The sequence below is a fragment of the uncultured Nostoc sp. genome (genome assembly GCF_964245445.1).
In the GTDB taxonomy this organism is placed as follows: domain Bacteria; phylum Cyanobacteriota; class Cyanobacteriia; order Cyanobacteriales; family Nostocaceae; genus Nostoc.
Map to the genome: position 1 here is coordinate 1 of NZ_CAXTNE010000122.1, position 22,423 is coordinate 22,423.

Sequence of the window (22,423 nt, forward strand, 5' to 3'; positions counted from 1 at the left end):
GTGTACGTGTATTCGTGGTTGCAGATAAGCAGCAAGTTCCTGCCACCGCGAACCGACATCTACACCGCGTAACTCTAGCCGTAGCAACAAGGCAATTGCGTTAATCTGTTCGCGTCCATTGTCTTTTTTGGCACGTCCCCAAATGCGCCTGTCATATATCTCTAGTACTTTGGCAAAATTCTCAATATCCAAATAATATAAGGATGTATGCCACCAAAGATGTCCATAAAAAGCCGAGCTACTATATTCCCAAGTGTCGCTCAGATTCTCCATTAAGCTAATTCCCTCTTCTAAACGTCCTTGAGTTTCTAATACATGAGCAACAGCGTGGTGTGCCCAACGGTTATCTCGTTTTAGAGCGATCGCAATTCTTCCATATTCTTCTGCTTGTGCTAAACGATGGCACTCTTCTAGCCCAAAGGCCAGCATCCCATATATATAAGGGTTGTCACGATTGGCAGCGAAAACTTTTTCAGCAATCAGTAGCATTCCTTGACTATTACCGAAATTTCGATAGTGGTATTGCGCCAGATGTACCGAGGCTAAATCGCGGGGAAAGGCAATGGCGATCGCTTCATGATGAGCGATCGCTTGAGCAATGTCTCGGTTTGCCCATGCTTCAATTGCCGCAACGTAAAGTTTTTCGCGAGCGTTCGCTCTTTTTAGGTCAGATTTTGCCATTTTGAGATGAGATTTGGCCTTGGTTAAGGCAACAGAACCACCAGCAAATAAATAAAAGGCGGCAACTTGAGCATTGGCCATCGCACAAGCCGGATCTGCCTCAACTGCTTTGAGAATGACTTGGGCATCGTTACCAACACCCAATAATTGATCAACAAAGCTATTGATGGCATCTACCACTGCTGATGAGTCGGTAGTAATTTCTAGTTCAGATGCATCTTTTACCATTGATTTTTCCAGAGCATTGCACAGCGACAAACATTACTTTGCAAAAGCCACACTATAAACTACTGTAACTCAATCGTGTTACTGGAATTTTGCAACCTTTGAACTAGGCGATAAGCCTGACGGCATGGCTACGCTTACCGCCGATTAAATGAGCGTGCAATGTCGATAGGCTATGCTCTCAGTCTTAGATAAGGCATTGCGTTATCGGAAATCTTCAGTAGTGGAACAGTACTTAAGAGAAGCTCACTGAGTTTTTGCTAACCCAAAAGTGGAATTTTCAATGTCCAGAATATGAAACACCCGTAGATTGGATGTTATTAACCACGGAAATTGTCGCAGATATCCAAACAGCTTCTACGATTTTACGCTGGTATACATATCGTTGGCGTGTGGAAGAATATCATAAAATTTTGAAGTCGGGGTGTCAGGTGGAACGATACAGACTCGCTGCCGATGGTATAAAAACCTTAATTGGAATCTTTACGTGTGATTGCTGTCGAACTGCTGCAATTAACTTATCTACACCGTACCCAGCCCTCAGCCCTCGCCATCGAAATTCTTAATTCCTTTGAGTTTCGGATTTTGAAAGCTAAATCTCCTAAACTACCCAAGGTGCTAACAGTTAGCTGGGCGCTTGTTTGCGTTTAACCTGCTGTAATCAGAACAGTCTCACAAAAAGAAGTGATACGAAATATTTCCATCCTCATTTACTTCAAAATCTGCACTGAGTTCCTTAGCTTTCTCATCTAAATATTCCTTAGCCGACTGAGTTGGTATTTGGGCATTTCTTGCCAGTTGTAATACTGTTATTTTTCCCGAGTTGTTTTCAATTAATTCTAAAAATACTAATTCAATCTGATGAAGTGATGATTCAATTAGTAATGCTTGTTCTTTTTGATTCTGCTGTACTAATGACCAACTCAACCAGCCCCCCATAACTGTTGAGGGAATAGTCAAAATAATTAAAGCAGCCACAGCATTATCTTTTTCTTGGGGAGCAGTTTTGGGATTCATAATTTCCCAAATCATTCCAGCAGAAAATGGAATACCGAATAAGAGAAAACATAATGCTAAAAATTTTTTAATAAATTTCATATATGTTTATTTACCTAAAACATAATTTTTTACCGCTCACACCCGATGCCATCTCCATCTCGGTTGAATCCGTGAGGGTCAAGTGGCAGCACTTTAAATCTTCGTTGGCTGATATCTCGGCAATTTAAGTCGGGTGAATTCTTCGGGATACAAAAATCTGAGTAAGAAGGTTATTGGCAAATATGGGTAATGACATTTGAGCTAAAAGCAAAGCACCAACGCCAATCAAGGGAAGTTTAAAAATCATTTGTACTAAAAATCACTCAAAACTTTCTTTAGGATTCCCAATCCAAGCCAAGCGATCGCTAGTTAACCCGGAAATTAGTTTTGTGTTTCTTCAGTTGTCAGAGAGCGAATTAATTCCCGAATTACATCGGTTGCTGGTCTACCTGTAATTGAACAGTATTTTTCCAACTTCTCTGCCTCACTTGATGTGAGATTTATTGTAAGTCGTTTAGCAGCCCATTTTTTATTCATAATATTAGACAAGTTCGCTTTTTCAATTACTTCTCTAATATCAATCACTTAATCTGTTACTACATGAGTATTATCAATGACTTTTAATTCAAGACATTGTGAAGTCAACTGATACATTTTTTAGAAAAAATAGTCAGGATATAAAGTCTATTTTAAAGTGTGAAGTTTAAGTTACTTAAAAGTAGTAACTATAAAGCCAGTGCTAACAGAGTATAAAATAGTTAAAGACAAAATAGGTACTTTGCTCAAGTAAGTCTTTACCATTTCTTGAAAAAGTGAGTGTCGGCAGTACTTTTATCTGTATCAGCAGCCTAAGCCACAGCCGTCGAACTCACATTAATTTATTTTTAAGATCAGGTGAGTATGAACGCTAGCCCTTCATCAACCAGGTATTCAAACTTACAGGTGTTTACACTTAGGACAAAATCTGTTGCAGCTCATCGCCTTCTAACATTAACTACTTATTTCCAAAACTCAGTGCAATTACTAAAAATTAGACTCAGATACTCAACTTCGACAGCAAAAGAAATTATTGGTACAAATGTATTGTAAGTCAGAGTAAGTTAAACTATGCACCTTCTGTGGTTTCGTCGGGATTTACGATTAGCTGATAACTCTATTGTTACACTAGCAGCTGCTAACGATGCAGCAGTAAAACCATTCTTCATCATTGACCCTTGGTTTTATACCTGGGCTGATGTCGGAACTGCCAGAGTTCGGTTCTTATTTGAGTCTTTGGAAAACCTTAACTCTAATCTCCAAAAATTAGGTAGTCAATTATACCTATTTGAAGGCAATTCTATAGAAATTTTGCAAGGCTTAACAAAGCAGTTAATCGAGCAGGGATATAGCCCCAAGCTTTTCTTTAACCGTGATGTGCAGGTGGAGTATGGTATCAGCCGGGATCAAAGTATAGTTGATTTTTACAAACAGTTAAACCTTGATTATCACATTGGACTAAACAACTTTCTACAATCACAAGATCAACGCAATCAGTGGTTTAACGAATACTATACCTATCAAAGACAACCCCAACATCCAATACCTCAAACTATTAACACACCGCAACTGACTTTTAATTTACCACAACTAACGTTTGAAGAACTTAAACAGAAGTATCACAGTTTTTGGGCAGTCGAGAAAGTTTACTTTCCAGGGGGCGAAATACAAGCACAAGCTAAACTGGACTCCTTTCTCAAAAAAAGATATTACGGATACCATTGGAAACTTTCTCGTCCAATGTTATCGCAGCTTGGGGCAACATCACATTTGTCACCTCATCTAACTTTTGGAACTATCTCAATCCGTACTGTCTATCAAAGCACTAAAGCAAAAGCAGAAGAATTAAAAAATCAGCCGAAAGCAGAATTCTCGCTCAAAGCTTTTCGTGACCGTCTACGCTGGCACGATAGTTTTACACAGCGCCTTTATTTTTACCCAGAAATAGCTTATAAAAACCGCTATCGAGAATTTGATAGTTTGTATACACCAGAAGCATTACTGCCTGCAAAACAAGAATTATTCGAGGCATGGCTTGAAGGGATGACAGGTTTTCCATTAGTTGATGCCAGTATGCGGCAACTCAAAACAATGGGCTGGATGAATTTTCGGATGCGAGCAATGTGCGCCACCTTTTTAACCATCAATTGTGGGATTTCATGGCATCACGGGGCTAAACACTACATGAACTATTTAGTAGATGGAGATTTAGCAATTGATAATTGGCAATGGCAAATGCAGGCTGGTGCAACTAATCCACTTAGCGATACTTTCCGCATCTATAACCCGTCAAAGAATATTGCTGAAAAAGACCCTCAAGGAGACTTTATTTACTACTGGATACCGGAACTACAAAGCTACAGTTTACCAGAAATTGAGCAGGAGAAATATATTGATGCTAGTAGCTATCCTAAAGCGATTCTAGATTGGTCAAAGACGCGTAAAGTTAATGGTAAAGTTGTTTCTGACTTACGGAAGCAAACAAAACAGCGATTATTAAGGCAGGGTGGAGATGAATACAACAACGCGAACGCTGCTAAAGTAACAGTTGAGAAATACTGGCAGCATAAAGACAGAGAGTACAAAGAATATCAACAAAAGCTTACTGAGTCGCAGGAGTAAAGCTGACAAGCAAGAAGAAATTAATGTGTAATTTGTTATTGCAGTTAAATAATCTATCGCTTTCAAAACGCCTTATTATATTGCTCTAATGTTGACTAATTTTCTGCCATCACAAGTTAATCAACCCAAAGACCCAGAGACGATCGCTTTCGGACAAAGTATTGAGAGAATTTCCCTTGCAACCTCCCTGAGCCAACACCCAATCCTCACAACCTATATTAAAAAAGGTAGTGGGGTAACACCAATTCTGCTGCTACACGGCTTCGACAGTTCCATTCTAAAGTATAGAACAGCCGCAAATAACATTTCAATATATTTTCCACTTTTTGAATAATGGGAAATTTTAATTTGGTTGAAGAGGATCTTTTAAAAGCTACGCTAGGGATAATTTTGCTGTTCTGCATTTAAGCTAGTGCAGAACAGCAAAATTGATACAAAAATCAAATCTTTCTTTAGCTATAAAAAGTTATATGAAATCGTATTTATATTCTAAAAAGGAAAACAGATGACTAACAAAAAGGTCGCGCTAGTTACTGGAGCATCATCTGGATTTGGGCAGTTGACTGCTAAAAAGCTTGCTGCTGTAGGTTACTGGGTCTTCGGTACTAGTCGCAAGTCACATCCAGCATCAGTTGATGTGGAAATGTTGACACTCGATGTTACCTCTGATGACTCAGTGCAATCATGTATCAAACAGTTGCTTACACGGACTAATCGCATTGATTTATTAATTAATAATGCTGGACAAATTCATGCCAGTATGCTGGAAGAAACTTCTTTAGAACAAGCTAAGGAAATCTTTGAAACCAACTTTTGGGGTGTTGTCCGCCTCACCAACGCCGTTTTGCCAGTTATGAGACAGCAGCGGAGTGGACATATTATCAATATCAGTTCAGTAGCGGGATTGATTGGCGCACCAGGTCAAGGTTTTTACAGTGCAAGTAAGTTTGCCCTCGAAGGTTATAGCGAAGCACTGAGCGTGGAACTAGACCTGTTCAATATTAAAGTGTCTTTAATTGAGCCTGGTTACTTTAAGACTAACTTCAACCATGCCATGCTACTACCCACCTTCAATTATGCTGATTACGACAATGTACGTGATGTGATTCGCTCAACTGTCAGTCATGCAATTGCACAGGGTGATGATCCTAAAAAAGTTGCACAGACAATTGTTTTTGCTGCTCGTAGCCGTTCCCCACGATTACGGTATCGTGTTGGTAATGAGGCACAATGGTTGCCTCGCTTAAAAGCAATATTGCCAGATAACTTGTTTCGATTTAGTGCCCGTAAGCGGTTGAACCTGCCATAAATCACAGATCCCGTTTAATAGCGGTTTGCCTTTCTATAGCCTGATAGTAAGCCCAAGTGTAGTGTTTAATATTACACTATTGGGCAGGAAAGTTTTTACGTGGCAATTAGCCGAGCTAGGCATAACGTGAAGTTGTATACCAAAGATAAATCAGAGTTACTGGAGCTAGCCCACTCTTCTAAAGCGAAGTCAAACGCCTTAGAATTGCTAATGAATTCTTTAAAAGTAGAAGGACAATAGGCGATAAATGTAAATATCAGTCCTCCAGCTTCTAAGCCAGTAGTAAAACAAGATGTAGCAATAGCAGAGCATTTAACTGGTATTGTTATTCCTATTATCTTTAGCTGCTTATCTAAAACAAAATTTACTAGTTTCTGCCCACTCACCAATATGATTTTATGAGAGTCGTGCAGCAACTGTTTTAATAAATTTCCAGTTTTTCCAGTGTGCATGAAAAAGCCTCCGCTGGCTTGTTCATGCTCAATACAGTATAAAAAGTCTTTGATATGCTCTGCATTAATATGATTGTTATAGCGTTTAACTTGGATTACATATAGCTTTCCTAAGATCAATACACGACCATCTACCATACCATCGCCAGTGTATCCAAAGTTACGTTGGATTTGCCAACCCTGTTCTTGACAGCAGGTGAGTACCAACTCTTCAAAAACGTAAGGTGATATTCTACGTAGCTCCGCAATTACTATTGGTAGTTTAGCGCCTTTTTGTCACCCCTTCAGAAAATGCGCTTTATTTTAACCTCTCACGGATGCTCCTGAATCCCCTCGAGTTATCGTTTATAAATCGAAATAAGTGTATAAATTTTGACGCTAACTCCACTAGCTATCAAAACTAAAATTGAGGGCAATAGCGGTATCCAGGCTCCTTGGAGTAACAAACCAAAGGACACACCGTATAAAACGCAAACAGTTATGACTCCTGCCAATCCCAATCTTAACCATGATCGAAATTGCGAAACAATTATACTGCCAATCAACGACCAAGCCCATACCCAGATGAATTCACCCCACTTCGGTAACATCCACAACAGTGGACGATTATCTAAAACGGCACTAAGAATCTGACTTACCATGTGTGCTTGGAGCATTACTCCTGGCATTGGCTCGTATGGCCACTGACTGGCACTATAGGGTGTAGACCAATAATCATGAAAACTTTCAGCACTTGTACCAATGAGGACAATCCGATTCTTCACTAAATCAGAAGTGAGTTTATTGTTCAAAATGTCTGTAAGAGTTACTTGTGTAGCAACTTGATGGGAAGAGCGATAATTAAGCAGTACTTGATGACCTAAATTATCGATTCCATGATAGCCGCCGCTGTTTTCCTCCAAGTTTTTAAAGACAACATTACCAAACTGCCAGTTTTTTTCTGCGGAAAGTTTGGACTGAATACCAAGAGCCAGCAAATAACGGTTTGCTAATTGAAAGCTAAAAGATTTATCAGTGTTGCAGGGGGATGCAGGAGCCATAGCTAGTATTTGACGGCGGACAATGCGATCGGGATCGGGTATAACGTCACTAAAACCTAAGTTTTGCTTGGGAACTTCAGGTGGTGGTGAAACACCACTGTTTTTGTTTTCCTCACTAACTTTGCATATAGCAAAAAAGCGATCGCTCTTTTGCATTAGTTGAGATAATTTCTGATATTCTGCTTTGACGCCGTTCTCCCGATAGATATCTAAGCCAATTACTCGCGGTTGGAACTGCTCTAATTTTTCTACAACTTGAGCTAGGGCGCGGTCTGATAGTGAAGCTCCACCTCTTTGATTAGCAGGTTGCGATCGCACATCAGCTTCAGTAACGGTAACTATTAAAATGCGTTTATCTTGTCCTTCATCAGGTCGCGATCGCATCATTGTATCAAAAGCCGTCAGTTCCCACGACTGCAACATGCCAAAGGAGCGCATCCCCATTATCAAAGCAGTGGTGACAATACTGACTTGGAAAATTGTCCTAATAATATTACGTCGAGCGTGCAAGCTAGCAGATTTAGAGCCGACTTTGTTCAACACCAGCGACATAGCCGTGGGATTTTGACAAATCACTGGCAACCAACTAGCACAGGGAAAGCTGCTTTCTAAACCCTGCAACTTTTCTGTAGCTTCCCGCATCGCCAAATGGCAAGATTCTCCATTCGCAAAAGCTTCTAGAAAGTGCTTCAAAAATTCTTGAGCAACCCGATCTGGTACTACCTCCCGCATCACAATCATTTGGGGAATGTGCAGCAATGCCAATTCTCGTATTAATCCTAGTCCATCACAGCAGTTAAAAATTGCCAATTGTAAACCTCTGGCGATTGCTGCTTTCAGACCATTTTTTAACTGAGAAATCGTTAAGCTCTCAGTTTGATTTATATAAATTTCACCTGTTTCATAATCAGTTTGACTCGAACCATGTCCCGCAAAAAAAAGAATATCCCAGCCCTGCTTGTCCCACAACCATCGATCTAACTCCGAGCGTTGTGGCTCGACCAAAAAAACAGTCTGCGTTCCTAGTAGTTGTTCAAGTATTGCGCGGTCTTGGTGAATATCAATTCCTTCACTATTTCCAAGAATAGCTAATATTCTCACTTTGTCTCTAAGAGATTTGTGTAATAGTTTCACTTCATCTACTTCAGGAGCGCTTAGACCAAATACTGCCTTTTGATAATCCTCAAAAAAATCCCATAAATGCCAGGGTAGCCGACGAACTTGGTTATCTTCCGTTTCCAGAATCACTCGAATTTCTTCATGCGGATCTAACTTCGTGCGTAATTTCTGGTCAATATTGCGAAATAGCTCAGATTTTAGCCAAATATTAATTTTATTTTGTAACTTGTTACATAAATTACTAAACTCCACAGAAGAAATATTAGTTATATCTTCTGTATCAATTTCAATACCTGTATCGTTTGCCATATTTCTCTGCCAACGTTGACCAGGAAAAAGAGCTTCATGCAGCAACAAATACAGCAACTGCCAACGTTTATAGAGTTCTATAAGTTCTGGTGCGGCTGGCAAGCTGCCTGTAAATTGTATCGGTATAGGATTGCTATAGTTGTACAACTGAGCTGTAACAGTAGCAAATCCCTGCTTCAAGTTACCCTTTCCTAAGTTCAACACGACTAATTTAGTCATGGCTATTAATCATCAACTGCTTCCAGTACAAAATCTTCCTTTATACTGACATCATTGAGAGTAACTTGTATACTAAAGCGAATTCCAGGGGAAGATTTAAATTTTTTGAGTTGAATATAATGATCGTCACTTCTAGAAGAGACTTCCTGAAGAATTGTCTTTGTTTGTGAGAGCAAAGTTAGTTTGAGGTTGGGTATTAAGTAAGTTTCTCCATTTGCTGGATGCAACTGTACGCGTAGCCCAATTTTACCATCGACCTCTGTTTTAAGACCAATTAATAAAACAACTGCACTACCTCCAAGTTGCATCCCTAAATCAATTAGCTTGGCTCGTCTGACATATCCCTCATTCAAGTCAAAATCGCTTCTAAATTGAACGGCTAAAGTATTTTGTTGTGTTGTCAACAAAGTATCCAAATTTTGCCAACCAGCACTAAAGATATTTTGAAACCATAAACTCAAGTTGCTAACCACATAGCTGGCTTCAACTAAATTATTTTTTTGTTTTTCCAACCGTTGCTGATAAAAATGCTGCCGAAATTCGTCCACCGCCAGCAATGCTCCCCACATATCAAAGGGGACGTTGAGTCTGGGCGAACAAAAAGTCCACTTATTTAATTGTTCTAATAATTGCTCTGCTTGTGGTTTTGACAAAGTTGGTAAAGATTTAACCTCTGGTGCCTTGTGAGGACAAAGTTCTTGTGCCACCCACATTACATTTAAGTCTGCAATCAAATCCTCTGCATCTAAACAATAAGTTCGATCCATTACATCATAAGTAGCTTGCTCCCGGATTTGTTGATAGTTAGCATAACCACATATCCGCAGCCAACATTCCTCTAAATCTAACTGCACCCCTATATAATAATGGGCTGTCCAACTGGGAATATCAATCCATTCTTGAGGAATACGAAACTCACTCAGATAGCTTTTATCGCTAGGAATTAACACTAATCGAGTCTCATCTAGAGTTAACGCACAGCCATTTACTACTTCCCAGATACTTGGTAGTTCAGCTTTTTTAAAGCATAACTTGGATGTTACTTGTAAGTCTGAGTCTTCTTGCAACCAAGTTAAAAAAGTATTTAAACATAAATGATTTAGGTACGCATTCCAGCGAGCAGCTGTGTTAGAGTAAAGCTCTTGCCTAGTTTGCTCCCATGCAATTTCTTGTTCTTGGTTTGATATATCTAAACATAAATGTTCGGGATAGATTATAGTTAAATCATCTAAGTTAATTGTCATAATTAGTAATTCCTGTTATTCAATTAAAAAAATTGTCTTTTAGCCATTCGTCTACAAAATCAGCTAGTTTCTTCCCAACTGGTGCCAAAGAGTCTGTAGGTAAACTCATATCTATTTCTATTTGAGTCATAAAAGCTTCTTTTAATGTATATTTTAGACTACTTTTTTTACCTTCAGCCTGCCATTTTTGAGTAATTTTATTTAAAACATTTTTGGATAATTGCTGACAGTGTGATTGTAAGCATTCATCTAATGATGTTTTAATTCTTTCGATATCTTTGTCGTCATTCAAGCAAATTTCAGGATAAATTTTCTTAGCTTCATTAATAAAGTCTTTTAAGAATATTTTATTATATCTTGTTAATTGTCGAGCTACTTGATATTGTTTTTGTAGTTCAGAATATTTATTTTTCAAAACTATTGCCATCTCAGTTTGAGTTAAGTTTAATCCTAGCCAGAGTCTTAACATTATTTGACCAGTCTCTGGGATAGCTGAAAATAAATTTGAAACAAGTGAGTTTACTTGCTGCCATTCTTCTTCTTGAACAAGATTATCTAAGGCAGTATTTTGGCTATCAGTTAAGTTGTTGTAATCTTCTAAAGGTAGAAAATGCTTTGTTCGGTAATCACGAGCTGCTTGGATACAAATTTCTAATATTTCTTGAATTCTATTTTTTGAAACTGGTGCTTCTAGAAATCCTAGTTGGTTGCACCGTTCATTATATAATGATGCAATTTTCTGAAAACATTCTGTGCTAGGTGTTTCTAAACTACGGTTTCCTTGCTTTTGGTTCGGTTGATAAATTTGATCTAAACATTGCCAAGCTAGACAGTATAAGTTAACACGATTTTGATTTATTCCTTTGATAGTTAAAGCTTCTTGTATCTCTTTTTTTGTCAAATTTTTTAAAAGACCGTAGTTAGAAAATTTTTCTCTTTTGCCTTCTAAGTCTTTTTGATAAATTGTATTGCTAATAAAACGGATGACAGCCGTTTTAGCATAACCTTCTATATTGGTTTGAGCATAGGTTAAATTAAAATTTTTAAGAAGTTTAGCTGGAGGATAGATAGCTGAGTTAGCTATTTGAAAGTATTCTTCTAATGAATATTTATGCTGGATGAATTTAAATCTTTGATAGCTTTTTCTAGCTGCCCAAAGACAAGTTTCTTGTAAGTATACACATAAATGTCTTTCTGCTCTTAAAGAAGACTTTGAGAGTTCTTCTGAAGATGCTCTAAAAACATCAGATTTTTCTTTTTTCTCAACTTCTAAGCAAACTTTGAGTAACTCTTCCTGTGATATTTCTTTGATAATTTTCAGAAAATAACGCGCCCAATATTCTTCTTTACCATCTGGTTCTGACTGCACTAGAGAACTTATATGACGTTCTAGGACTACATCAGCTTTCCATATAAAATTGAAAGTTTTACTCTCATTTCTCAAGCTGAGGAATGTTGAAAATTGTTGTATGATACCTTCACGTTTTTTCATGATTTTTACTGCATTTTACATAAATCAGTTAAAAAGATTTTTAATAATATCCAAAATTACTCTTTAGGTATATTGTTTTTTCATCCTTAAAGTGGTATATAAAGGTCAAATCAATCTGATATCAAGTCAAACTATTACAGTTGACTGTTTGAGCAGAAGTTTAACTTTGTTTATTATCCCTCTATACTTCTAATGGGTGTTACATAGATCGGTTTATGCACTTTTCATTTGAAAATTGCATAAATTGATCCATTTTCTGCCAAGGTCGTAGCTATCAAGTAGGATAAGTGAAGGCGATCGCATCTACCGCTCTATCGGCTACGACTAATTTTCCCCTCACAACGATTATCATTCTTATCCAGTAAACGCTTAATTTTATCAAAGTCTTGTGTGATTCCACCTGTGAGAAATTTAGGTTGTAGTTTTGTGGCTACATAATTGAACTCTTCTTCTCCCCATTAATAATATAAAAGGTTAGTAAACAAACTTAATCTTCAGTTCAATTTTTTAAAAATAATTTACAGATGCATAACTTGATTTCCGTTGTACCCATTCAAGATATGAAAGTCAAAATGTAGGAAAAACTGTATTATGTCTATTCAAGAAAAATCTTGCATTTTAATGGTACATCAATATCAGCATGTTAAGAACCGTCAACAAATATTGCTGATGCGTTCCGCATAAGAACTTGGTATTTCTAGGGAACTATCATATGAATCGAACCTTACTCTAGGAAAGATAGATCCTGCTACTTAAATAATTTATAGTCGTAGTAGTGCCGCCATGAGTTAAGTGTGAAAACATGAGTTAGGTGTGAAAAACAAAACTCCCCGACTTATCACCAGAAGTCGGGGATCTGAGACTGACGATTTTCATATGTCAAATAGGATTGCTATAATACTTGCATTTATGAAAATTTAATGCGAATAATTTGAGGATATAGAGTAATTTGTATATGATTATGAACCTGAAAAATATACAGAAAATCTTTTCTCTCTTTCAAAGTAAATTTATTATCATTTTACTTTTGGCACTGTTTAGCTGTACTAGTTATCCTTTAATATTGATAGCAAAGTCTCAGCAGCCAGCTAGCAGTGGTAATCAATCACCACAAGATGGCTCAAGCAGAGGTAGACCTTCTCAAAGAGGAGGAGCAGGAAGCCGTGGTAATTGCCCATCTGTTGAAGTACCGCTTACAGCTTTGATACCTGAAAAAAAAGTCGGCTCAGTTGTTGAAGAGAATCCCACTTTTTGGGTGTTTGTACCCTATCAACTTAATGATGATGTATCTAGCGGAGAGTTTGTCTTGCAAGATGAAGCAAACAACGATATCTACCGGACTTTTTTTACACTTCCTAAGATACCAGGTATTGTAAGCTTTCGTTTACCATCCGCCGTACCATTGGAAGTTAATAAAACATACCAATGGTACTTTAAACTTTATTGTAATCAACAACAATTTGATCCAGTATTTGTACGCGGATTGGTGCAACGTATAGCTTTAACATCTGACTTGGAAAGGCAGTTAAAAACAGCTACGACAATAGGCGATCGCATTCAACTATATACTCAAAATGGTATTTGGTATTCAGCCCTGACAGAGTTAGCAAAACTCCGCCTTACTGAACCAAAAAATGCCGCTCTAGATAATGAATGGGCTAACCTACTGCAAAATGTTGACCTAGAGAATTTAGCCCAAAAACCTCTTGTAGGAGAAGTCAAAATTCAACAGTAATATCGTGTACGGTTAAATACTTATTTAACAAAAAAGAATTCAGTAGTCAGGAGTCAGAATTGGGAATTGAATTCTGTGGGAAGCCGCAGATGAATAAACTCTTTTTAGTCCCCCACCAAATCATAGATTTGGTGGTCTTCAATCAGTAGTGGGTCTAAATCCCCCCACTGATTACATTCTGAATTCTGAATTCTGAGTTACCTGAGTTCGATATAAGAAAAAGTCTGAAAACTAGACATAGTAAGCGATTAAGCAACACACGCTCATTTCACTTGATGTCAATAAGTCTAGATAAATGAGAAGATATGTGTTGATGCATATTTAGGCATTCAAAGCGGTAAAATGAATTTGTGATGAATTCATTCTGGTGATGGCAACTTGGAATAATAAAGACACAGTTAAAATCGGTGTGCCAAAATTAATCGCCACACAAGTAATGGAACTAGCTCATAGACTTGATTATGATGAAATGATTGAATTAGACACATAATCAAAAATTCTAAATAATGATTGTGTGATTCAATTTAATTTTCCTAAATCTGAAAATATCGCGAAATCAGAATTAGAGAATCATGAAATAATCATACATTCTAATCAAGAGAGTCGAGAATTAAAATATGATTTTGTTACAAAACCCATACCGAGTTATAGTCAAGCAATTGAAATAGCTAAAAAAATTCTCAAACATAAAAAATCAAATAGGAGTCCTATAGTTTGAACATTGAGCCTAGACATATGGCTCAATCTTTGAATGGCTTCATAAATGAGGTTACTATCAGTTTTGGAAAATAAATAATTTTTATCGAGCATAGGACTTACGCATTAACGAGGTGGTAAAGTAATGCAAAAGTATGCAAGTCATATTCTAAATATCTGTATTGCTCTGTTGGTTTTTTGAAAGCTTCAACACGTTCTTTCTTCTTAAATCTAGATCAATTAATTTCAATACATCTGCTTATGGCTGTTTCAACTGGATCTCTGGTAGCTATTCATTTGGGTTGGATCAATCAATTTCAATACATCTGCTTGTGGCTGTTTCAACTGGATCTCTGGTAGCCATTCATCCGGGTTGGTATATAGCAAATCTAAATTAGCTGAAATCTTCGCTAACTCCCAATCCCACCAAGATAGTTCTAGCAAACGTTCTACGGTCTTAGGCTCAAAGCGATACCGAATTATCTTAGCTGGATTACCGACCACAATTGCATACGCAGGAACATCGGAAGTAACAACAGCTTGTGCGCCCACAACTGCACCGTTGCCAATTTTTACCCCTGATAAAATCGTTGCCCCGTACCCAATCCAAACATCATGACCAATAATCGTTACCCCCTTAGAACTTGCATCGGTGTGACTTTCTTCAAAAGAAGTGTGTGCAGATAACCACTTGAAAGGAAATGTCGTTACTCTTGTCATAACATGGTTTCCTCCACCAAAAATGATGACATCCCTGGCTAGGGAACAAAACTTTCCGATCTCAATCCGGTCTGTGGGGGTAAATATTCCCAAACTGATGCGCCGATCAAAATAGGTGTAATCTCCAACTTTGATACGCGGGTCTTGAATGTGAGCATTTAGCCAAATAGGAGGAGAAGCGTATTCAAGCATAGGCATAAAAAATATCTACACTTCAAAAGTCTAATCAATTTGCTTCATTCATAATGGCATAGGGCTGAGATCCTTACAATAGTGGAAATAGAGGCTCTTACTTGAGTTCGACGTAAAAAAAGACTGAAAACTAGATAGGATAAATTTTATAGCAATACACAGCTTTCCATCTTAATGTCAATCGTATAGAAATTTTAAAAACTTTTATACTAAACACGACTGATTGGGTCAACAGCCAGAAACTTGCAAACACACTTTACTGCTTAGGAGATGGTCACGATGGAATTTGGAAATTGTATAGTGCGATCGCTAACCCAGAGAGTCGGCAAGAAATTTTAGACTGGTATCACCTGAAAGAAAACCTCTACAAAATCCAAGCGAAAAAACAGTTTTTATTACAAATTGAATCCTTCCTTTGGCACGGACAAGTCGAATCAGCAATTACAAAACTGAGAAAAAGCAAGTATGTAGGAGCGACCCAATTTACAGCTTATCTACATAAACACAGATATCGCTTGGTCAACTATATGTATTTTCAAGCAGAGCAGTTAAGCTCCATTGGTTCAGGGCTGTGGAGTCTGCTGTCAAACAAATCGACAAACGAATGCAAATTGTAGGCGCACAGTGGAAATATGAAAACTTACCACAAATGCTGCAATTACGCTGTGCCTATTTGAATGGACAACTAGCTGTAAATTCTTAAAACATAAAATAAACCGGGTTAAAATAAAAACTCCCTGTGTAGTAATCCTTAAAGTTTATATAAGATGATTGATGAAAATAAATAATTATTGTCATGACTTTGCTCAAGCACAAATTAAATTTTTTGTTACGTTTTCGCTCACTGGTAGACAGTAGTTCTCGCTAAAATCCAACTTGCAGTTGAAATTGTCAATGTCGAACTTACAATAAAAGGGCTATCGCAGGCTTTTGGTGTCGGAGGGGGAACGCATGAAACATATTGCCGCTGGTGTTTTGAACGTCGCCTATAGGGAGGTTGGACCGACGGATGGTACGCCCGTCATCCTGCTGCATGGCTTCCCGTACGATGTGCATACTTACGACGCCGTATCAATACGGCTTAGTGCGGCTGGAATGCGCTGCATCGTCCCTTATCTTCGTGGATACGGTTCCACGACCTTCAGAGCAGCAAAAACGCCTCGTTCCGGGCAGCAGGCGGCATTGGGCGCTGACCTCCTTGCTCTGATGGACGCCTTAGCAATTCCAAGCGCCGTGCTCGCCGGCTTTGATTGGGGCGGCAGGGCTGCCTGCATCGTGGCTGCGCTCTGGCCAGAGCGGGCGAAGGGCGTGGTGAGCTGCGGTGCAGGCTACAACATTCAGAACATTTCCCAGGCAGGCAACCCAGTCGCACCTGAGAAAGAGTATCGCAATTGGTATCAATATTATTTCCATTTAGAACGAGGACGCGCCGGTCTCACGCTCAATCGGCGCGAGTTGTGCCGTCTGCTCTGGCGACTCTGGTCACCGACATGGAGCTTCGATGACGCGACATTTGCTCGGACTGCTGCAAGCTTTGAAAATCCCGACTTCGTGGACATCGTCATCCACTCATACCGCCATCGCTTAGGCGGCATCTCCGGTGATCCGGAACTGGATACAATCGAGACCCGTCTGGCGGCCCAGCCCGACATCGCTGTGCCCAGCATCGTGTTGCAGGGCGGGGATGATGGCGTTGACCCGCCACAGGTTGATGACAGCGCTGCACTCCATTTCACAAGCTTCTACGAGCGTCGGATCGTCGCCGGTATCGGACACAATTTCCCGCAGGAGTCCCCGAAGTCCTTCGCTGACGCCGTGCTCGCCCTCACCTAATTTAAGATGCGATCGCCTACGGCGGGCGCAAGCGCCATCGCGAATCAGTAGGGGCAATAAAATGGCAGATAATACCTAATGTTGGGTAGATTTAGGGTTTGGACTATCAGAGCTATTAGTAAGCCATCCACAGCAAAGTGTGCCCTTGATACTTACACTCTGTTCCTATTAGCAGAATCGAAGTATCCAGGCTGTACACGCCTAGCAGAAATTTTAGAGGATTTGTCTCATGATAGTGTCAATCGTTTTCTCTTAAGGGAACGCTACGAACCCAAAGATTTATTTGATGAAGTCCAGCCGCACATCAATTTGATAGGAGGAACTTTAAGTGGGGATGATAGAGTTATCGATAAGCCTTATAGTGACCCATCTTTAATAGAATTAATCGGGTACTTTTGGTCAGGTAAGCATCATCGTGTAGTCAAAGGAGTCCAGCTAATTACGTTGTACTACACAGAAGACTCAGGTAAGTCTGTACCTGTCAACTATCGCATATATAACAAACAGGATGGTAAGACGAAAAATGATTATTTGAGAGAAATAATAACCGAAATTTTGACTTGGGGATTACAGCCGCAAATGGTAACAACAAATGCCTGGTATGCCAGCAGAGAAAACTTAAAGTTCTTAAAAAATAAACGATTAGGGTTTTTAATGGGCATAGCTAAAAATCGTTCATGTTCTATTAATGGTCGAGATTACACCCAAGTTCAAAATTTAGAAATACCTGATGAAGGCTTAATTGTGCATTTAAAAAGTTTTGGCAGCGTGAAAGTATTTCAAAAAACATTCAAAAACGAAGAGAAAAGATACTACATCATATTTTTGACCGAAGAAGATGCACTTAATCAAATTACTAGGACAGAATTTCAAGTATTACATTCAATTCATTGGGGAATCGAATGTTACCACAGAGCAATCAAACAGTTTTGTGGTATTGAGCGGTTTATGGTAAGAACAACTGAAGCTATCAAAACTCATTTTTTTAGTGCTATTCGCGCCTTTACGCAACTTGAGTTGATGCGAGCGGAAGAGTTAATTGAAAATTGGTATGAACTTCAAAGAAATTTATCTCTTCAAGTGGCTCGTAATTTCATTTTGAAACATCTACAACAGAAGCTGGGCTTGAATACACATAGTGCATTTTCTGTCAATGCGTAAGTTCTAGCTTATTGATATTACATGAAATGGACGTGTATTGCTATAAGCTCTACTCCGTCCAGTTTTCAGACTTTTTCTTCCGTAAAAATTAGCTTGGTACTATAAGTTACAAGCGCCGACCGTATCCTTTCAATGTGCTACATCTGAGAAATTAAGTAAATACAAGCATTTGGGTAAAGCTGGTACGAGTATTAATATTGATGCTGTTATGTCGGTAATGAGACGCAGTATATTTGATGAGATACAGAAAGTAATCCATACCCTGGATGATTGCTTGCTAGATATCAGTTCCGGAACTGAGCAGGAGTTAGAAGAGACGCAGGATTGAACCCCCAATATTATTCGCGAGTTCATATGGCGAATAATATTTCTTCTTTTATTTTTGCCAAATTGGGATGCTCCCCTTCCCAGAATCAATTTTATTGGTTACAATCGCCCTTGGCAGAGTAGCTCTCCAGCATCGATCTTCGCACACAAATTGTGATTATATATCTCCAAAAATGAATATTTCACAAATTCTTTTTACTCCATTTCAGCACCATTCACGCCTCCAGATCATTTATTAAATCTTATTCACATTAAGCCCTACAACCCTGTATTCCTAGAAAGTTTATCTGTTTAGTATTCAGTCCTTTTTTTACGTCGAACTCAGGTTGAGTTCTGTTTTTAAAGCCAATTTCCAACTAAGATATATGGTGCCCAGAAATAGGGAATTTCGTAATCAGTCAACAGCTTAAGTTGAGCGCGACGGAGAGCTTCAGCTTTAGTTACTTTGTTATTTTCTAACTCTTGATAAAACTGACTCATAAATTCAGCAGTAGACTTATCGTCTACCGTCCACAAAGTTGCCAGCGTACTACGAGCGCCTGCACGTACTGCTATGCCAGCAAGTCCTAAAGTAGCTCGGTTGTCTCCTTGAGCGGTTTCACAAGCACTGAGGACAAGTAATTCAATAGCGTTAGATTCTCTTTGTCCACTGAGTCGAATTAAATTATCAAAATCCTTGACTTTTAAGAGCTGCTCCCAAGTTAAGATAAATGTTTTATCTGGATTAGAACTAAACTCGCCATGAGTTGCTATATGAACTACTGTATATGGTATTTTTTTAATTTGATTCTCTAAGTTTGTTTTAGTAAAGGTCTGATTAAATAATTCTGCGTTTTTAGGTATAGCTGAACGGATTTGTCTTAACTCAACTTCTACATTTTTGAGTGGACTAAATGAACGTCCTTCAATTTGGCGTTGCTCACTTACTCCAGCAATTAATCCATTCAATTGGACTTTTTGTAAAGATTTTGGTTCAATTAATTGTAAACCGGGAGCTAAGGATATAGCATATTTTTGAATTAAATATTGTTGATGTTTTTGATCGTACAAAACTGCCATTGGAATATTTCGTAATTCACCATCTAGTACAAATACTAGCGTTTTTATATTCTTTCTTGTTAATTCAGATTCTAACGGTTGAATTAGCCAGCTATAAACCTGTTGAGACAACTTATTAACATCGTTTACTCTGTCTGGTTGTCTTAAATATAGTTGTAACTTTTCTAAAATACTTTTAATTTCTGTTTGTTTTTTATTAATTGTATAATGAGCTAATTCCGCTTGATTTGGTAACTTGAGAATAACATCTAAATGGTCTGCTAAAATAATGGGATAAATTACTGCTGTGGCATCCGTTTTATCAACCACTTCATCAATTTGTTCGGGTGCGGCTTTTAAACAAGCTTCTCGAAAGAAGTTTTCTAGTTCAGCTAGTTGCAGTGTTTCAAGTATGCCACGAGCTTGCTTTAAATTTTTTTGACTAATGCTTTCTTTTGTGCTTACTGTAGATGAAGGTTGTAAAAGTAAATCAATTAATTGTCGGTAAACTGGTTCTATATTATCCCGAAAGGAAAATTGTATATCTGGATTGAGAGCAATTAAGTCATTGTGGAGATATTTAAGAGTATTTACTGCTTCAGTGTAGTTAGCGATCGCTCCAGTCACATCTCCTTTTATTTTCAGTATATATCCTAGTTGCCATTGCCATAAATAAGCTATATCCCCGGCTTTTATTGCTTGGGCTAGGATTAAAGCTTGTCCCGTTAGTTTTTGAGCATTAAATAAGTCTTGATTTTCTAGATATAATCCACCTAATGCACCTAAAGCATAAGCAACCGAACGTTCATCGTCCATACTTTGAGCTTGCTGTACAGATGTTGCTAAAATTTCAGCAACTTCTTTCCATGAAGGAGTATCTGCATTAGTAGCTTGTTTCAAGCATACTAAGTTCTGAGCAAAATGAATTTGGGCATAATTTGCTGGGTGGCTTGGCGGTATTTTGGTCAGCTTTAGCTGAATTTGGGAAGATAATTGCTTGGCTTGTGACCATTGCTGAAGGTTCAACAATACACTTAAATGATTGAGTTGGGCTTGAATTTCCAAAAGTGGTGAGGTTGCTGTGGTGACAGCTTCTTCATAGAATTGCGCTGCTTGTTGGTAAAATTTGACAGATTCTGTAGAGACAGGTCTGTTTACACAATGCAACGGAGTATAGTTTGCAAAACTAGTGCTGTCTTGCTGCGAAGTTTGTCCGTTACCTAGAGCCAAGGTGGTATTACCTAAACTCAGCAACGTAGCACTGATTTCTGAAGGAGATTGTAATTTTTTGGCGATGTCTCGGCTTTGTTGTAAAACTTTGAAAGATGATTTTAAATCCCCAACTAGTTGCAGAACATCACCGAAGCTACGTAAGGCAGTCGCTTTAACAAGCGAGTCCGGTTGTTGTTTCAGACGGGGTTGTAATTCTTCTAAGGTTGTGCGAGCTTGACGGTAAAACCCCAAAGCTTGCTGTGCCATGCTTTGGTTAATCAAACTGCGGATTATCCCAACTTCATCACCTGTTTGAGTATATGTATTAGCAGATTGCTTCCATGAGTCTAAAGCTTGTTCAGTTCTGCCTAGTTCTAATTGCAGATTTCCTTGAATATCTAAGGTTTGTGCCAAGATTAATCTAAAGTTCTGAGTTTTGAGTTGTGAGTTTTTTAAGAGGTTGAGGCTTTGTGTAATCGCAGCTTCTGCTTTTTTCCACTGTCCAAGTTGCTTAAAGACTAACGAAAGATTGCTTAAGGCGATCGCTTTTCCTAATTCGTCTTTTTGCAGATTAAAAGCATCTGTTGCTTGTTGCAAAACTATTACTGCGTCAGATAACTCTCCAGTTTCGTAGAGTTTTCGACCTTGTTCAACCAATTGTTGAGCATTTGGTTGATGAGTCAATTCAGAGAAAGCAGGAACTGAAACTCCCGAAACGCTTAACAAGGCAGCCAAAACAGCTATTGTAATTCTTCTTAACCACTTCTTAAAATAAAAGCGACTTTTGCAAGTCAGGATAAGATTTTTGATAAAGCACTGTACTATAAGGAAAAATCGAAATCTTTTTTTTGTCATTGACTTTGAATAGCAGTGGCTTGTGATGGGCAAGCTGCGATGGGCAAAGCCCCGCCAAGGGCGATCGCAGAATTAAAAGTATTGCTATAAGTAGGTATAGCTGCAAAGGCTGTTAACTCGACTTCACCAGACTTATTAATTACCCAGCCAGTAGCTTCCACAATCGTTGAACTAATTTGCGGAACTTCTAATTTAGGGCTTTTACTCCTCCTAATGTATGAATTCTCCCCTACATTTGTACTTTTTTGTTCTTCAGGATTCAATGTCACCCAATTAACAGTTGCAGTTTGATTAGTGCGAAGCGCTTGGGTTGGTAGAGGTGGCAAACCGCCGCGTCCGACGATGGTAAATGAATTGCCTTTATTTGCAGGACAACCTTGAGCAATCAAACCAGACCGATCTACAAAATCGGCAGGTAATTGTACTAATCCCGAACTGATATCTACATCTGGTGTATTAATTTGCACTGAACCATTGAACTGTGGACTTGCCCCTGTAGCAGTGATATCACTTTGTGGAGTTTGTATATTACTGCGATACTGCATCCCAAAAATGCTTTGAGCGTTGATTGCGACTCGACCACCACGAAAGTCTAAAGAATTGGCACTAATATCACTATTCTCTTGAGGAACAGCAATGATGAAACCATTTGCTGCATTGATGGTGATATTACCTCCAGGAATATTTGCGCCAGTGGCATTGGTAGTGATAGAACTGCGATCGCGTAAGGTCAACAAGGGTGTATCTAGGAAAATATCGCCACCGCCTCCTGTAGTGTCAGCACTGATTTTGGCGTTGTTGTCCAGACCGATAGAGTTAGCTTCTACAAACAATGAGCCAGCATTCCCTATATCGTTAGCTTGAACTG

General features: G+C 38.6%; 15 protein-coding genes and 3 pseudogenes. 8 read left to right on the forward strand and 10 right to left on the reverse strand.

Annotation, left to right across the window (positions count from 1 at the left end; translation table 11 throughout):
• Positions 1 to 909 (reverse strand): tetratricopeptide repeat protein (locus tag ACFE90_RS20160; RefSeq protein WP_375503614.1); only part of this gene is annotated, 909 nt, incomplete at its 3' end.
• A 284-nt stretch (positions 910 to 1,193) separates the two neighbouring features.
• Here ACFE90_RS20160 and ACFE90_RS20165 point away from each other — a divergent pair.
• Positions 1,194 to 1,554, forward strand: a pseudogene (locus ACFE90_RS20165) (transposase); the annotation flags it as partial.
• A 24-nt stretch (positions 1,555 to 1,578) separates the two neighbouring features.
• Here ACFE90_RS20165 and ACFE90_RS20170 read toward each other — a convergent pair.
• Together ACFE90_RS20170 and ACFE90_RS20175 are read right to left on the reverse strand one after the other, a co-directional pair.
• Positions 1,579 to 2,004 carry a hypothetical protein gene (locus tag ACFE90_RS20170; RefSeq protein WP_375503616.1) on the reverse strand — a complete coding sequence of 142 codons (426 nt, stop codon included), beginning with the start codon at positions 2,002 to 2,004 and terminating at the stop codon, positions 1,579 to 1,581.
• A 321-nt stretch (positions 2,005 to 2,325) separates the two neighbouring features.
• Positions 2,326 to 2,481, reverse strand: coding sequence for a CopG family transcriptional regulator (locus tag ACFE90_RS20175; RefSeq protein WP_375503618.1), 156 nt, complete (start codon positions 2,479 to 2,481; stop codon positions 2,326 to 2,328).
• A gap of 570 nt (positions 2,482 to 3,051) precedes the next feature.
• Between ACFE90_RS20175 and ACFE90_RS20180 the strand changes: the two genes are divergently transcribed.
• The 3 genes from ACFE90_RS20180 to ACFE90_RS20190 all read left to right on the forward strand — a co-directional run bounded on the left by ACFE90_RS20180 (position 3,052) and on the right by ACFE90_RS20190 (position 5,911).
• Positions 3,052 to 4,602 (forward strand): FAD-binding domain-containing protein, encoded by a 1,551-nt coding sequence (locus tag ACFE90_RS20180; RefSeq protein WP_375503620.1) that lies wholly within the window; start codon positions 3,052 to 3,054, stop codon positions 4,600 to 4,602.
• An 88-nt stretch (positions 4,603 to 4,690) separates the two neighbouring features.
• A complete protein-coding gene (locus ACFE90_RS20185) occupies positions 4,691 to 4,936 on the forward strand; it encodes a hypothetical protein (RefSeq protein ID WP_375503622.1) in 246 nt (81 codons plus the stop codon).
• 171 nt (positions 4,937 to 5,107) lie between these two features.
• The gene (locus ACFE90_RS20190) at positions 5,108 to 5,911 is read left to right on the forward strand and encodes an oxidoreductase (RefSeq protein ID WP_375503624.1); all 804 of its coding nucleotides are present in this window, start codon (positions 5,108 to 5,110) and stop codon (positions 5,909 to 5,911) included.
• Positions 5,912 to 6,006: 95 nt separating this feature from the next.
• On the opposite strand, the gene ACFE90_RS20195 is transcribed toward ACFE90_RS20190, so the two are convergent.
• The 4 genes from ACFE90_RS20195 to ACFE90_RS20210 all read right to left on the reverse strand — a co-directional run bounded on the left by ACFE90_RS20195 (position 6,007) and on the right by ACFE90_RS20210 (position 11,786).
• Positions 6,007 to 6,618 carry a restriction endonuclease gene (locus ACFE90_RS20195; RefSeq protein WP_375503640.1) on the reverse strand — a complete coding sequence of 204 codons (612 nt, stop codon included), beginning with the start codon at positions 6,616 to 6,618 and terminating at the stop codon, positions 6,007 to 6,009.
• Positions 6,619 to 6,701: 83 nt separating this feature from the next.
• Positions 6,702 to 9,050 carry a CHASE2 domain-containing protein gene (locus tag ACFE90_RS20200; protein ID WP_375503626.1) on the reverse strand — a complete coding sequence of 783 codons (2,349 nt, stop codon included), beginning with the start codon at positions 9,048 to 9,050 and terminating at the stop codon, positions 6,702 to 6,704.
• Between the two features lie 5 nt (positions 9,051 to 9,055).
• Positions 9,056 to 10,294, reverse strand: a complete 1,239-nt coding sequence (locus tag ACFE90_RS20205; RefSeq protein ID WP_375503628.1) for a DUF1822 family protein — start codon at positions 10,292 to 10,294, stop codon at positions 9,056 to 9,058.
• Positions 10,295 to 10,313: 19 nt separating this feature from the next.
• Positions 10,314 to 11,786, reverse strand: coding sequence for a sigma-70 family RNA polymerase sigma factor (locus ACFE90_RS20210; protein WP_375503630.1), 1,473 nt, complete (start codon positions 11,784 to 11,786; stop codon positions 10,314 to 10,316).
• 961 nt (positions 11,787 to 12,747) lie between these two features.
• Between ACFE90_RS20210 and ACFE90_RS20215 the strand changes: the two genes are divergently transcribed.
• Positions 12,748 to 13,521: a DUF928 domain-containing protein gene (locus ACFE90_RS20215; RefSeq protein ID WP_375503632.1), complete on the forward strand. Its 774-nt coding sequence runs from the start codon at positions 12,748 to 12,750 to the stop codon at positions 13,519 to 13,521.
• Positions 13,522 to 14,487: 966 nt separating this feature from the next.
• On the opposite strand, the gene ACFE90_RS20220 is transcribed toward ACFE90_RS20215, so the two are convergent.
• Positions 14,488 to 15,135: a CatB-related O-acetyltransferase gene (locus tag ACFE90_RS20220; protein WP_375503634.1), complete on the reverse strand. Its 648-nt coding sequence runs from the start codon at positions 15,133 to 15,135 to the stop codon at positions 14,488 to 14,490.
• 215 nt (positions 15,136 to 15,350) lie between these two features.
• On the opposite strand from ACFE90_RS20220, the pseudogene ACFE90_RS20225 reads away from it, so the two are divergent.
• From ACFE90_RS20225 to ACFE90_RS20235, 3 genes and pseudogenes are all read left to right on the forward strand, one after another.
• Positions 15,351 to 15,832, forward strand: a pseudogene (locus ACFE90_RS20225) (ISKra4 family transposase); the annotation flags it as partial.
• A gap of 248 nt (positions 15,833 to 16,080) precedes the next feature.
• The gene (locus tag ACFE90_RS20230; RefSeq protein WP_375503636.1) at positions 16,081 to 16,962 is read left to right on the forward strand and encodes an alpha/beta fold hydrolase; all 882 of its coding nucleotides are present in this window, start codon (positions 16,081 to 16,083) and stop codon (positions 16,960 to 16,962) included.
• Between the two features lie 105 nt (positions 16,963 to 17,067).
• Positions 17,068 to 18,123, forward strand: a complete 1,056-nt coding sequence (locus tag ACFE90_RS20235) for a transposase (RefSeq protein ID WP_375503642.1) — start codon at positions 17,068 to 17,070, stop codon at positions 18,121 to 18,123.
• 666 nt (positions 18,124 to 18,789) lie between these two features.
• Here the strand turns inward: ACFE90_RS20235 and ACFE90_RS20240 are convergent.
• The gene (locus tag ACFE90_RS20240; RefSeq protein WP_375503638.1) at positions 18,790 to 21,435 is read right to left on the reverse strand and encodes a CHAT domain-containing protein; all 2,646 of its coding nucleotides are present in this window, start codon (positions 21,433 to 21,435) and stop codon (positions 18,790 to 18,792) included.
• A 116-nt stretch (positions 21,436 to 21,551) separates the two neighbouring features.
• Positions 21,552 to 22,423, reverse strand: a pseudogene (locus tag ACFE90_RS20245) (hypothetical protein); the annotation flags it as partial.

Excerpts from the sequence above, each read along its gene's own strand:
- ACFE90_RS20170 (WP_375503616.1), bottom strand. The coding sequence starts at position 2,004 with ATGAAATTTATTAAAAAATTTTTAGCATTATGTTTTCTCTTATTCGGT.
- ACFE90_RS20185 (WP_375503622.1), top strand. The coding sequence starts at position 4,691 with ATGTTGACTAATTTTCTGCCATCACAAGTTAATCAACCCAAAGACCCA.
- ACFE90_RS20220 (WP_375503634.1), bottom strand. The coding sequence starts at position 15,135 with ATGCCTATGCTTGAATACGCTTCTCCTCCTATTTGGCTAAATGCTCAC.
- ACFE90_RS20230 (WP_375503636.1), top strand. The coding sequence starts at position 16,081 with ATGAAACATATTGCCGCTGGTGTTTTGAACGTCGCCTATAGGGAGGTT.
- ACFE90_RS20180 (WP_375503620.1), top strand. The coding sequence starts at position 3,052 with ATGCACCTTCTGTGGTTTCGTCGGGATTTACGATTAGCTGATAACTCT.
- ACFE90_RS20210 (WP_375503630.1), bottom strand. The coding sequence starts at position 11,786 with ATGAAAAAACGTGAAGGTATCATACAACAATTTTCAACATTCCTCAGC.
- ACFE90_RS20200 (WP_375503626.1), bottom strand. The coding sequence starts at position 9,050 with ATGACTAAATTAGTCGTGTTGAACTTAGGAAAGGGTAACTTGAAGCAG.
- ACFE90_RS20175 (WP_375503618.1), bottom strand. The coding sequence starts at position 2,481 with ATGAATAAAAAATGGGCTGCTAAACGACTTACAATAAATCTCACATCA.
- ACFE90_RS20215 (WP_375503632.1), top strand. The coding sequence starts at position 12,748 with ATGAACCTGAAAAATATACAGAAAATCTTTTCTCTCTTTCAAAGTAAA.
- ACFE90_RS20190 (WP_375503624.1), top strand. The coding sequence starts at position 5,108 with ATGACTAACAAAAAGGTCGCGCTAGTTACTGGAGCATCATCTGGATTT.
- ACFE90_RS20205 (WP_375503628.1), bottom strand. The coding sequence starts at position 10,294 with ATGACAATTAACTTAGATGATTTAACTATAATCTATCCCGAACATTTA.